Source organism: Aureibaculum flavum (genome assembly GCF_016406085.1).
Taxonomy (GTDB): domain Bacteria; phylum Bacteroidota; class Bacteroidia; order Flavobacteriales; family Flavobacteriaceae; genus Aureibaculum; species Aureibaculum flavum.
Genome location: NZ_JAEHFJ010000002.1, coordinates 268,245 through 282,876, shown reverse-complemented (window position 1 = coordinate 282,876; position 14,632 = coordinate 268,245). Strand labels below are relative to the sequence as shown.

The 14,632-nt window shown below is 34.2% G+C and carries 7 protein-coding genes; all 7 read left to right on the top strand.

From position 1 onward, the window contains the following. Positions 1-180 precede the first annotated feature (180 nt). The 7 genes from JBL43_RS04670 (at position 181) to JBL43_RS04640 (ending at position 14,367) form a co-directional block, all read left to right on the top strand. Positions 181-3,912, top strand: coding sequence for a beta-galactosidase small subunit-related protein (locus JBL43_RS04670; RefSeq protein WP_198840308.1), 3,732 nt, complete (start codon positions 181-183; stop codon positions 3,910-3,912). Between the two features lie 329 nt (positions 3,913-4,241). Then, positions 4,242-7,937: a T9SS type A sorting domain-containing protein gene (locus tag JBL43_RS04665; RefSeq protein WP_198840307.1), complete on the top strand. Its 3,696-nt coding sequence runs from the start codon at positions 4,242-4,244 to the stop codon at positions 7,935-7,937. Positions 7,938-8,098: 161 nt separating this feature from the next. Next, positions 8,099-8,788: an NUDIX hydrolase gene (locus tag JBL43_RS04660; protein ID WP_198840306.1), complete on the top strand. Its 690-nt coding sequence runs from the start codon at positions 8,099-8,101 to the stop codon at positions 8,786-8,788. A 78-nt stretch (positions 8,789-8,866) separates the two neighbouring features. Then, positions 8,867-10,537 (top strand): ribulokinase, encoded by a 1,671-nt coding sequence (locus JBL43_RS04655; protein WP_198840305.1) that lies wholly within the window; start codon positions 8,867-8,869, stop codon positions 10,535-10,537. Positions 10,538-10,541: 4 nt separating this feature from the next. Continuing rightward, on the top strand, positions 10,542-11,243 hold the full coding sequence (locus JBL43_RS04650) for an L-ribulose-5-phosphate 4-epimerase (protein ID WP_198840304.1): 702 nt from the start codon (positions 10,542-10,544) through the stop codon (positions 11,241-11,243). Between the two features lie 16 nt (positions 11,244-11,259). Further along, a complete protein-coding gene (gene araA, locus JBL43_RS04645) occupies positions 11,260-12,768 on the top strand; it encodes an L-arabinose isomerase (protein ID WP_198840545.1) in 1,509 nt (502 codons plus the stop codon). Positions 12,769-12,801: 33 nt separating this feature from the next. Next, positions 12,802-14,367 (top strand): solute:sodium symporter family transporter, encoded by a 1,566-nt coding sequence (locus tag JBL43_RS04640; RefSeq protein ID WP_198840303.1) that lies wholly within the window; start codon positions 12,802-12,804, stop codon positions 14,365-14,367. Positions 14,368-14,632: the final 265 nt, after the last annotated feature.

The window sequence follows — 14,632 nt, the reverse complement described above, 5'->3', positions numbered from 1 at the left end:
GAATCTGATTTTATTTATCTAAAATATATAAAGTGTATAAAATACACTATATTTGGTAAATATATGAAAATGAAAACATTTTTCTTGAAAATTATTAATAAATTCACCTCATTTTAATAGGTATTAATTTTGATTTTTCAACAATTGAACTGAATCGTTAGAATTATAAAAATACAGAATATGAATAAATTATTTAGAAACTCTTTCTTTGTTTTTTGCTTTATCTTACTAAGCAATTTTTCTTTTTCACAAGTTAAAAATGATTGGGAGAACCCGGAAGTATTTCAACGTAATCAAATGTTGCCACATACTAATTTAATGCCTTTTAATACAATTAAAGAGGCAATTAGCTTGGAAAAGAAAGCATCACCCAATTTTACGAGTCTTAATGGTATTTGGAAATTTAACTTTTCAGAAAACTTAGAACAAGCACCAGTTGATTTTTATAAAAATAGTTTTAATCGAAAAAAATGGGATAATATAAAAGTTCCTTCAAACTGGGAAATGGAAGGGTTTGGATATCCAATGTTTAGAAATATTGGTCAACCTTACACATCTATACCACCATTAGTACCGAAAGAATTTAATCCAATCGGATCATATTATAGAACTTTTACGCTACCTAAAAACGGGAAAAACAAACAGCATTTTCTGCACTTTGAAGGTGTACAGTCGGCATCATATGTTTGGGTCAATGGGCAAGAGGTAGGTTATAATCAAGGAGCTATGGAGCCCGCTGAATACGATATTACACCTTATTTAAAAAAAGGTAAAAATAGTATCGCAGTTAAAGTGCTTCATTATAGTGATGGTTCGTATTTAGAAGATCAAGATACATGGCGTCTTGCGGGTATTTTTAGAGATGTATATATAATGTCAACACCCAAAACGCATCTAAACGATTTTTATGTTACCACAGATTTAGATGAAAATTATAAAGATGCAACCTTAAATATAGAAGCGTTTATAACTAATTTTAATGAAGAAAACACAGAAGGATATTCCATTCGAGCCACTTTGTTTGATGATAAAAAGAAGCAAATCTTATCAAAAAATCTAAACGTTGAGCCCGCAAAATTTTCAGGTTCTTATGCGATTGAAAACCCTAAAAAATGGTCGGCAGAACATCCTAATTTATATACATTGACCTTAGAGTTACTGGATAAAAACAATACAATTATTGAGGTTTTTAGTCATAAAACAGGCTTTAGAGAAGTTGAAGTAAAAAATAAAGCCATATATGTTAATGGAATGCCTGTAAAATTGAATGCAGTAAATAGTCATATGATGCATCCAAAAACGGGACATGCGATGGATGTTGAAACCATGCGTAAGGATTTAACTTTAATGAAACAATTTAACGTTAATTGTGTTCGTACAAGTCACTATCCACCCAATGTGGAGTATCTTGATTTAGCGGATGAATTGGGTATCTATATCATAGATGAAACCGGTGATGAAGCTCACAGTAACATTCAGTTGTCCAGTCAACCTGAATGGAAAGAACAGTATTTGGATCGCATGCGTAAAATGGTATATAGAGATAGAAACCATGCTTCTATTATCATATGGAGTGCTGGAAATGAAAGTGGTCCGGGTGATAATATTTGTGCATTAATTGCAGAAGGAAAGAAAATAGATCCAAGTCGTCCCGCATGGATGTATGGTGGAAATAGTGATGAAGATCCAAAAACTAATCCAATAAAATGTGAAGATATTGTTGGTCCAAGATATGTAACACCATTTATGTTAGAGAAACGATTTGCATTAGGAGATGATGACAGACCTTCATTCATGGATGAATATTTGTCAGTAGCAGGAAATGCTCTTGGTGGATTGGATGAGTATTGGGACCTTATTTACAAATATCCACGGCTAACTGGTGGGGCAATTTGGGATTGGGTGAGTCCTGGTATTGATACACCATGGAGAACCACACCAGATGCTTCCCCAAATAACGTGATGGCATCTTTAATGAACAAAGCTCTTTTAAAAGATGGTAAGTTTGGCAAAGCCCTCTATTTGAGTGGTCATGATGATTGGTTAGAAGTATATAGAGATACTGCCTTAGATATTTCTGATGATAAACTTACGTTATCATTTTGGGTTAAACCAGAAAAATATAATGGAGATACCTATTTTATAACCAAAGGGAATTATCAATATGGAATCGTACAATCGAGTGATACAAAACTTCAATTCTATGTGCATACTGATGAAAAGGTTTTTGTAGAAGCTGATCTTCCTCAAAATTGGGTAGGTAATTGGCATCAAGTATCCGGTATTTATGATGGAGAAAAAATAGTCCTTTATATAAATGGTGAATTAGTGGCTTCTGAAAGTTGTACTGGAAATATCATCAATGGTCCCTATCCTGTAAATGTGGGAAAAACGGCTGATATTATTGATAATCATTTAGGATATTTGACCCATACGACAATTGATAACATTAGAATTTTTAATAGTGTTGTTACAATTGAAGACTTAGAAGCTAATAATGGAGAATGGAAAAAGTTGGCAGCTCTTTGGCTCGATTTTGAATCGGAAAAAAGTGAATCTCACTATTACAGTATCGGATTGCCAGGACGAACTTATGGATTGGTTTGGCCAGATAGAAGTGTACAACCTGAATTATGGCAATTAAAAAAATCACCACAACCAGTAGATGTAAAGGTATTAAATTTAGCAGCAGGAGAGGTTGAAATTTTTAACCGTCATACTTTTACTAATTTAAGTAAGTTAAAAGCCAATTGGTCTTTAACAGCTAATGGAGAAAAAATAGAAACAGGTACGCTTAAAATTGAGCTAGCCCCTTTAAAAAAGGAGCATGTTACAATTCCTTATAAAACCAAAAATTTCAAGGAAGCAACACATTATGTATTGGAATTGAGTTTTTCACTTTCTGAAGATACAAATTGGGCAAAAAAAGGACATGAAGTAGCTTGGGAGCAATTTGAGTTTCCGTTCATTGAAAAGAGAAGTGAAATATCCAGCACTGATGGGGTAACAATTAATGATACTGCCAATACTATTCTATTTAAGGGTGCCGACTTTACCTATACTTTTAACAAAGAAAACGGTTTACTCACTTCGTTAATCTATAAAGAGAAAGAGTATTTAAAACAAGGACCAAAATTCAATATTTGGAGAGCTCCAGTAGCCAATGAGTTGGATGCTTGGGGAACTTTTTTTACTTCAATTGGGCATCAGGAAGACGGTATGGCAGTGAATATGTCTAATGGATGGTATGCATTAGGTTTAGATCATTTGGAGCGTGAAGTGGTATCAATGGAAATTATCAAAAATGAACAAGAGGTTGGCTTAAAAATAATTACACTTGATTCCAGCAATAAAGATGCGACTGGTTTTTATAATAGATTTAATTATTCTATTTCTAAGGATGGGGAAATAACATTGAAAACAAAAGCATCTCCGGCAGGTGAATTTACACATTGGCTTCCAAAAATAGGATTGCAATTGCAATTACCAGATACGTTCCAAAATGTAAAGTGGTATGGTAGAGGTCCATATGAAACATATCCTGATAGAAAAACAGGAGCAAAATTTGGACAATACGAAACTACAGTAAATGATGATTACGTACCATATATTATCCCTCAAGATTACGGTAACAAAACGGATGTGTATTGGACATCAATTAGTGATAACAATGGCAGTGGATTACTGATTAAGGGAGATCAAACTTTTAACACCAGTGCCCAAGTTTATGATACTGATAATATGACAAGGTCGTATTACCAACGTCAATTAAAAGAGGTTGATTATGTAACCTTAAACTTAGACCACAAAATGTCAGGGGTGGGTGGTACAGCTATTTCTATACTAAACAAATATAGAGTACTTCCTAAAGAATATGAATTTACGTTTTACATTAAACCATTTAAAAATTAAGGGCATTCGTATTACCTAATTGGTTTTTATTAGTGAATGATAAAAGACATTTTTTATCAGAGAAAAAGGTTACGCTTTTGTTGTAATGATAAGGTGTTGGTAAAATTATTTCGGTATTCAACTGACTAGTTGATTGTAATATTCAAGTTTTTATTTATAAAATAGGGTCATTAGAAATCTACACCTACAAGTGGAACATAAAATAAATTTTCATTTTTTAAATGTAAAAGTTACATTTATATAAAAAATTTACTATATTTATCTAATTAAATACTTTAAAGCATTCTTATACAGGTTTTTAAAACTAATACTCAATTAAAAATGAAATTATGAAAACAAAACTACTTTTAGTATTCTCTTTACTCCTTTTTGTGATGTCCTTGCATGGGCAAAACACAATAACTATAGTAGATCCGCCATTAACTGTTTCAGCGGGTACATACGTAGACATTACTTTTGACTACACGTTAGATGAAGCTGAGGCATATGCGTTTATACGATTTAAAGATGCAGGTAATTTGACAGAGGTTTTTAAATTGGTGAACCTAGCTGCAGGAACTGAAACTTTAAGTCTTGAAATTCCGGCAGATGTTGCTCCGGGTGATGGATATAGTTATCAGGCACAGTTGTTTACAACTGGATGGGCTCATTTGGCCACCCAGGATTTTGAAGGTATAACTGTCGAGGATCCAAGTGCAGCACCTAATATTATATCTATTATAGATCCGCCAACTACTGTAACGGTTAGTACTATGGTCGATATTAAGTTAGACTACAAAAAAGATGTTGCAGTAGCCTATGCACTGATACGTTTTAAAGATGCTACAGGCAATTTAGAAGAAGCATTTGCAGAAGTTACTGACAATTCAGGAACAGTAACTGTAAGTGTTGAAGCACCAGCCATTTTGGGGAGTGGATACAGTCTTCAGGCACAATTATTTACAACTGATTGGGAGGTTTTAGCCAGTGATGATGTAGATGGGGTAACTGTAGAAGAATTATCACCAAATACAATAACTATTGTCAATCCGCCAGCTACAGTACCTGTGGATGAAATGGTTGACATTACCTTAAGTTACACAAAAGATATTGCAGCTGCCTATGCGTTGATAAGATTTACAGGTCCTAATGGTAATTTAGAACAAATTTATACAGAAGTAACGGATAACACAGGAACAATCACATTAAGTGTTAAATCTCCAGCAACTGCGGGAAGTGATTATGGATTACAAGCTCAGCTCTTCTCAATAGATTGGGATGTTTTAGACACTGAAAATATTAGTGGAATTACAGTAGCTGCACCAAACTCAATTACAATTGTTAATCCTCCTGCTACAGTAACTGCAGGGACTAACGTTGATATTACCTTTAGCTATACTAAAGACGTTGCTTCTGCATGGGCCTTTATTAGATTTAAAGATGCTGCAGGTAATGTAGCAGATGCCGATGCTTTCGTTGCAGTAACAGACAATTCAGGCAATGTTACCATAAGTGTTCCAACACCAACAGTTCCAGGAACTGAATATTATTTTCAGGCTCAACTTTTTACAACAGAATGGGCTAATATAGCGACTGAAGATGGAGCAACAGTAGTTGTAGAAGAGGCATCTTCTGAACCAAATTCAATTACAATTGTTAATCCTCCCGCTACAGTAACTGCAGGGACTAATGTTGATATTACCTTTAGCTATACTAAAGACGTTGCTTCTGCATGGGCCTTTATACGATTTAAAGATGCTGCAGGTAATGTAGCAGATGCGGATGCTTTCGTGGCAGTAACAGACAATTCAGGCACTGTAACCATAAGTGTTCCAACACCAACGGTTCCAGGAACTGAATATTATTTTCAGGCTCAGCTATTTACAACAGAATGGACTAATATAGCAACTGAAGATGGAGCAACAGTAATTGTAGAAGAGGCATCTTCTGAACCAAATTCAATTACAATTGTTAATCCTCCCGCTACAGTAACTGCAGGGACTAATGTTGATATTACCTTTAGCTATACTAAAGACGTTGCTTCTGCATGGGCCTTTATACGATTTAAAGATGCTGCAGGTAATGTAGCAGATGCGGATGCTTTCGTGGCAGTAACAGACAATTCAGGCACTGTAACCATAAGTGTTCCAACACCAACAGCTCCTGGGACTGAATATTACTTTCAGGCTCAATTGTTTACAACAGAATGGACTAATATAGCAACTGAAGATGGAGCAACAGTAATTGTAGAATCAGGAACATCTGGAGAAAATTCAATTACTATTGTTAATCCACCAACTACAGTGACTGCAGGTGCAACCGTTAATTTTAATTTGAGCTACACTAAGAATGTTGCAGCGGCGTATGCATTGATACGATTTATAGATGCCACAGGCAACTTGGAGCAATCTTTTGTTGAGGTAACAGAAAATGTTGGTGATATAGTTTTAGGCCTAAGAGCACCTTTAACAGTAGGTCCAGGTTATAGCATACAAGCACAGCTGTTTACCACAGATTGGGCTCATTTAGCTACTGAAAATGTAACAGATATCACTGTTGAAGCGTATGTGCCATCAGGGGTAAATACCTTAGAAATTGTTGACACATCAATGGATCCCATAAATAATGGAACGTTAAGACGTGTTAACATCAAGTACAATTTATTACAAACCAGTAAAATATTAGTGGAGGTACGTGATAATGAAGTGGCTGCAGGAAGTAATAAAATTGGAGAAGTTTGGGTAGAACTTCCTCCAGGTAACGAAACTATAGGACTCGATTTAATAGTTGATAATGGTTGGCCTGGTGAAACAAATAGAATTCAAGCTATATTATTTGAAGGTGGTACTAGTTGGGGCACAATTTCTATACCAGAAATTCCTTATATCTTAGTTGGAAAAGGTGATGGTACAATTACGTATAGAGGACAACCAAGTGAAGAAGTTAATGGACTTTTTTCTCAAGATTTAGGTGATGGTTATTGGTCTAATTATTACATTGCTGATGGATGGAAAGGACCTTTAAAAACGAATTTCGGACCTTTTGGCTCGCCGTCATGGATTGAATATGAAAATCAAAATGTAATTGCTGAAGGACATAAAGAATTTGATATAAAAATTCAAAAATTCTCATGGCATGATGCAAGAGATACTTCTGTAGACAGAGGATATCCTAAAGCGTTGAAAGATATTGATTTTCCACTGAATACAACTATGGAAGGGCAATGGAGTCCAGAAAGTGGAGGTAAAGGTCAGATTAATATGACAGCTTGGGTTACCGAAAATGGAGATATGAGTGGTAACAGAGTTGATATTATAGTACATACGTTTCATAATGGTGGAAAAACAAGAGTTAAATTTGATAATAATACAAATGCAGACAATCATGATTTTAATAATATTGGAGAGTTTACGGCAAACAATGGGTTAACCTATCAAATTTTAAGAACCTTGCCAGGATATTTAGGAGAAGTAGCTTCTTATAATTTGGTTCCTGATGCCATCGTGCAAGCGGATCCTACGGCTGATTATACAACAGATGTATTAACCGCTAATGTAGACATGAAAGATATTATTGATAACTTAATTGCTAAAGAAGCTGCCTATACGGGTACAAAAGTGGCCATAAATGATACTTGGCAAATTAACGGATTAGAGTGGACCGTAGTTGGACAATCAGAAAATACAGATTCTGATGGTCAACTTATTCCTAGTGGTCATGGTAAATTTACATTTAACAGTTATTCAATTCCAGATTTAGTGAAGTCATTAAGTGCGGATGATTATGATTTAACACTCCAAAACTTAACCATATATCCTAATCCTTTTACAGATTCATTTACTTATGAATATGACTCAGACTTAAGTGATGAGGTAATTGTTGAGTTATTTACAATTGATGGAAGGAAGGTTAAAATGATTAAAAATAATGATAAATCTTATGGTAATCGAAGAACTATTAATACCGAACACTTGAGTAACGGAATGTATATCGTTCGTATTACTTCTGGTGATATACAAGAAACAAGAAAGTTATTAAAGATCTAAGATAAAAGTAGGAAAGATAAAGTCGCTTATTTTTAAAATAAGCGACTTTTTTTGTTATTAAATCTCATTATAATAGATAATTAGATGTATTAAACACTTATTTTTGTAGTATTAAAAACTCATACGGTTTATGAGTTTATATTTTAGTTGAAATTTTTTATATGTTAAATAATTATAGTAAAGAAGATAAAGTATTATTAGCGGTAGATTGTATAATTTTTGGATTTGATGGTCAAGACCTTAAAATTTTACTTATTAAAAGAGACTTTGAACCAGAAAAAGGCAAATGGTCTTTAATTGGCGGTTTTTTAAAGAAAGAAGAAAATTTAGATGAGTCAGCAATACGCATTCTAAATCACCTTACGGGCTTACATGATATTTATATGGAACAATTTTACGCCTTTAGTAAGGTTGATAGAGATCCTGCTGAGCGTACAATTTCTGTAGCGTATTATGCTTTAATAGACATTGCTACAAGTGAAAAAGAACTAATTCAGTTAAATTCAGCAAAATGGTTCAGTTTAGAAAAGGCTCCGAAACTAATTTTTGATCATAATCAAATGGTAAAGCATGCGGTGAGAAGATTAAAGTATAGAACTAAAACCAACCCTATCGGGTTTGAGCTTTTACCGGATAAATTTACCATGTTGCAACTGCAAAACTTATATGAATCAGTTTTAAATAAAAAATTAGATAAACGAAACTTTACAAACAAGATAAATGCCTTAGACATACTTATTAAATTAGAAGAAAAGGATATGGAGTCTTCAAAAAAAGGTTCTTTTCTCTATCAGTTTGATTTAGAAAAATATAATGAAAAATTAAAAGAGGGCTTCGTTTTTAAAATTTAATAGGTATTAAAATTAAAAGTGTATCTCAAACACTTATAAAAATAAATCACTATATTTGTTTTAATAAATAATTAAGTAGTGAGAAATTATGTAATTGGTTTAGATTATGGATCTGATTCTGTTCGTGCAGTATTAATTGATACAGCAACAGGGCAGGAAATAGCTTCCAAAGTCCATTTTTACCAGAGATGGAAAGAAAATAAGTATTGCCATGCTTCCATTAATCAATTTAGACAACATCCATTAGATCATATAGAAGGGTTAGAAGATGTTATAAAATCTGTGGTAACACAAAGTAAAGTTGAACCCGAATCAATAAAAGGTATTTGTATTGATACAACTGGTTCTTCTCCAATTCCAATTGATAAATGTGGTACTCCCTTAGCGTTAACTAAAGGTTTTGAAGAGAATCCTAATGCTATGATGGTCCTATGGAAGGATCATACGGCAATTAATGAAGCTAACGAAATAAATGAATTAGCTGAAAATTGGGGTGGTGAAAATTTTACAAAATATGAAGGTGGTATCTATTCCTCAGAATGGTTTTGGGCAAAAATTTTACATATCATCAGACAAGATGATACTGTAAAAAATGCGGCATATTCATGGATGGAGCATTGCGATTTACTTACCTATTTACTTATAGAGAATAAAGATTTAAAATCATTTAAACGTAGCCGTTGTGCAGCTGGGCATAAGGCCATGTGGCATCAGTCATGGGGTGGATTACCATCTGAAAAATTTTTAGATCAATTGGATCCATATCTTGCCAATCTACGTAATAGATTGTTTGATGAGACTTACACCTCAAACGAGGTTGCTGGAAAATTAAGTGCTGAATGGGCTAAAAAGTTGGGACTTACAACAGATACGGTGATAGCAGTGGGTACTTTTGATGCTCATGCAGGAGCACTTGGAGCAAAAATAGAAGAACATACCTTGGTAAGAGTTATGGGTACTTCAACCTGTGATATCATGGTTTCTTCCAAAGAACTTTTAGGAACCAAAACAGTAAAGGGTATTTGTGGACAAGTTGATGGCTCTGTAATTCCAGGAATGGAAGGTTTAGAAGCTGGTCAGTCTGCTTTTGGCGATTTATTAGCTTGGTTTAAAGATATGTTGTCTTGGCCAATTGATAATCTCGTGTTGACTTCAAATGTTTTAGGTGAAGCTCAAAAAAGTGAATTAAAAGAAGAAATAGAGGCTAATTTTATTAAGAAATTGAGTGAACAAGCGGAAAATATTCCGCTGTCTGAGAGTATACCAACTGCTTTAGATTGGATCAATGGAAGAAGAACACCTGATGCGAATCAAGAATTAAAAGCCGCAATGTCTAACTTAACATTAGGTACAAAAGCTCCACATATTTTTAAAGCATTAGTAAATGCAATATGTTTTGGCTCGAAAAAAATAGTGGAACGTTTTGAAGAAGAGGGTGTTGCCATCAATAGCGTAATTGGCATCGGTGGTGTAGCAAGAAAATCTCCTTTTATTATGCAAACGCTAGCCAATGTATTAGATAAGCCAATTAAAGTGGCAGCTTCAGACCAAGCACCTGCATTAGGTGCAGCAATATATGCCGCTGTAGCTTCAGGAATTTACGCTAATGTGATTGAAGCGAGTAAAAAAATGGGAAGTAATTTTGAAGCAATCTATTATCCTGAAAAGGACAAAGTACCCGTGTATAAAAAACAGATGCAATCTTATAACGAACTGAGTTCTTTTGTAGAAAATATCACTAAAAAATAAATAAATGAGTTCAATCTACAGTGCACTTAAGCAAGAATGTTACGAAGCAAACATGGAGTTAAACGCTCTGGGTTTAGTAATTTATACATTTGGAAATGTGAGTGCGGTTGATCGTAAAAAAGGTGTTTTTGCAATTAAACCAAGTGGTGTTCCTTACGAAATCTTAACACCAGAAGATATTGTAATCCTCGATTATGATAATACCATAATTGAAGGTGAATTAAGACCTTCTTCTGACACTAAAACGCATGCCTATCTTTATAAAAATTGGAATGATATTGGAGGTGTTGCACATACACATGCCATGTATTCAGTAGCTTGGGCACAGGCTCAAAAAGATATTCCTATTTTTGGGACTACGCATGCTGATCATTTAACCACAGATATTCCGTGTGCACCGCCCATGAGTGATGAACTCATTAAAGGGAATTACGAACACAATACCGGAATTCAAATAGTAGATTGTTTTAAGGATAAAGGGCTTTCACATACCGAAGTTGAAATGATATTGATTGGTAATCATGGCCCTTTTGCTTGGGGTAAAGATGCCGCTAAAGCGGTTTACAATAGTAAAGTGTTAGAGACCGTAGCTCAAATGGCAACTTTAACATTGCAGATTAACCCTAATGCACCAAAGCTGAAAGAAGCATTAATTAAGAAGCATTACGAACGTAAACATGGTATAAATGCCTATTACGGACAGTAAAAATATAAAAGACAGTATGATAGATAGTTCAAAAAAAGAAATTTGGTTTGTAACAGGAAGCCAACATTTGTACGGAGATGAGACTTTAAAACAAGTAGCAGAAAATTCAAAAGAAATTGTAAAAGGGTTTAATGCATCCTCGCATTTACCTGTTTCTATTGTTTATAAACCGACCGTTAAAACACCAGACGAAATTACTAACGTATGTCAGGAAGCTAATATTTCTAAAAATTGTATCGGTATTATAACATGGATGCACACTTTTTCGCCAGCTAAAATGTGGATAAATGGCCTAACGATTTTAAATAAACCATTGTGCCATTTGCACACGCAATATAATGCTGAAATACCTTGGAAGTCAATAGATATGGATTTTATGAATCTAAACCAATCTGCACATGGTGACAGAGAATTTGGTTTTATGATGACTAGAATGCGTAAAAAACGAAAAGTTGTAGTAGGACATTGGCAAGATGAACGCGTTCAGTATAAATTAGGCGTATGGTCGAGAGTTGTTTTAGGATGGGATGAATTACAACATTTAAAAGTAGCCAGAATTGGTGATAATATGCGTGAAGTTGCCGTTACGGAAGGAGATAAAGTAGCTGCTCAAATGCGATTTGGATTTTCTGTAAATGGTTTTGATTCATCTGATGTGGTAAAGCATATTAATGAGGTTTCGGATACTGATTTAAATAAATTATTAGCAATCTATGAAGAGAGTTATGACTTAACGCCATCGTTGAAAACAGGTGGTGCTCAAAGAGGTTCACTAATTGAAGCTGCTAAAATAGAATTAGGCTTGCGGGCTTTTTTAGAAGAAGGAGGATTTAATGCATTTACTGATACTTTCGAAAATTTAGGTGAATTAAAACAATTACCAGGCCTTGCCGTACAAAGGTTAATGGCAGATGGTTATGGTTTTGGAGCAGAAGGTGATTGGAAAACAGCAGCAATGTTACGGGCTATTAAAGTTATGAATGTAGGTTTAGAAGGTGGTGTTTCATTTATGGAAGATTATACCTATCATTTCACGCCTCAAAAATCGTATGTTTTGGGTTCTCATATGTTAGAAATTTGTCCATCCATAGCTGAAGGTAAACCATCTTGTGAAGTACATCCGTTGGGTATTGGTGGTAAAGAAGATCCAGCCAGGCTAGTATTTAATTCCACTACCGGAGAAGCTATAAATGTATCTCTGGTTGATATGGGCACTCGATTCAGGCTCATTGTAAATGAAGTGGAAGCGATAAAACCTTTGGAGGATTTACCAAATTTACCAGTAGCTAGAGTATTGTGGGATGCAAAACCGAGTTTAGAAGTTGCAGCTACAGCATGGATTTTAGCAGGAGGTGCTCATCATACCGTCTTTAGTCAATCGATAACTTCAGAGTATATGGAAGATTTTGCTGACATTGCAGGAATAGAGTTATTAGTTATTGATGAGAGAACTACAGTAAGAGATTTTAAAGATAAAATTAATGCAAACGAGGCATATTATCATATGTTTCAACATGGCTTATAATACGCATCAAACGAACACTTAACGAATTAAATTATGGGAATAATAACGTTTTTGGCTTTTACATTATTGGTTGCTGCTATCGCATGGTGGTCCACAAAAACAACAGATGAAAAGTCTTCTGACGGTTATTTTTTAGGAGGAAGAAGTTTAACAGGGCCCGTTATTGCTGGTTCTTTGTTACTAACAAACTTATCAACTGAACAAATAGTGGGTATGAATGGTGTTTCGTTTAGAGACGGATTACCTATTATGGCTTATGAAGTGGTTGCCGCAATTGCCATGGTTTTTACCGCATTCGTTTTATTACCTAAATATCTAAAAAGTGGTATTGCAACGATTCCACAATTTTTAGAAAAAAGATATGGTAAATCTACCAAAACTATTGTTTCTTTATTATTCTTATTAGGGTACGCCATATCTATGTTGCCAACAGTATTGTATTCTGGTGCTTTGGCCATTAATACGATGTTTGATATTCCTGAGGCATTAAATATGGGTCCAGAAGCTGCTCTGTGGGTGACCGTTTGGTCCATAGGGATTATCGGAAGTATTTATGCAATTTTTGGAGGATTAAAAGCTGTTGCAGTATCTGATTCTATTAATGCTGTGGGCTTAATTGTTGGGGGCTCGTTAATACCCATTTTTGGGCTTATGAAAATTGGTGATGGTAATGTTTTTACAGGTTTAAATAGGTTAACAACAGCACTCCCTGAGAAATTTGATATTATTGGTGGTCCCGATTCGGATGTGCCATTTTGGACACTTTTTACAGGAATGATAATTGTTAACTTTTACTATTGGGGAACCAACCAAGCAATTATACAAAGAGCTCTTGGGGCTAAAAATTTAAAAGAAGGTCAGAAAGGGCTTTTACTCGCCGCATTTATTAAAATTCTTGGACCTTTTATTGTCGTGCTTCCCGGTATTATTGCATTCTATATTTTTAATGGTGATTTAGCCAATCCTGATGAAGCATATCCAATGGTTGTTAAGGCAGTGCTACCTGTTGCGTTCATTGGTTTTTTTGCAGCAGTATTGTTTGGTGCCATTTTAAGTTCATTTAATAGTGCCTTAAATAGTTCGGTTACTTTATTTGGTCTTGATTTTTATAAAGAATATATTAATAAAGACGCGTCAGAATTACAAGTTGTACGTGCAGGTAAAATATTTGGTATTGTTTTAGCCTTATTTTCTATGGGAATAGCTCCATTACTTTACGGTGTTGAAGGTGGTATATTTACATACCTTCAGCAATTAAATGGTACGCATAGTGTTCCTATTTTAGCGATTGTAATTGTGGGTATATTTTCAAAACGTGTTTCTGCGAAAGCTGCAAATATTGCTATTTTATTTAGTGCAATTACATATTTAATAACACTATATGTAATTAAACCAGATATTAGTTTCTTACACTTAATGGGTATCTTGTTTGTGTTAACCATTATAATAATGTTTGTGGTTAGTAAATTCGCACCAAGAGAAACAGATTATGTCCAAGTATATACAAAGCAAGTAGATATAACCAATTGGAAATATTTAAAACCAGTTGGCTATACTGTAATTGCTGCAGTAATAGGAATCTATATTTATTTGTCCTAAAACCGAAGTGTTTTAAGGATGTAAAAGTTGTAAAAATAGATCGTATACATTGCCATAAATGCTTATTTAACACTTTTAATAGATATATTCTTATGCTAAATTGAAATATTTTACTTCTTCAAAGAGCAAAGAATAAAATAAATGGTTACCCAACTTATTGATGCTCTTGTTGAGTTCTGCCTATGTTTTTAATAGTATTCAACCATGTATACTCTTAATTATTGCTTTAAATTTTTATTTATTCAATAAAAAAGAGCTATGATTT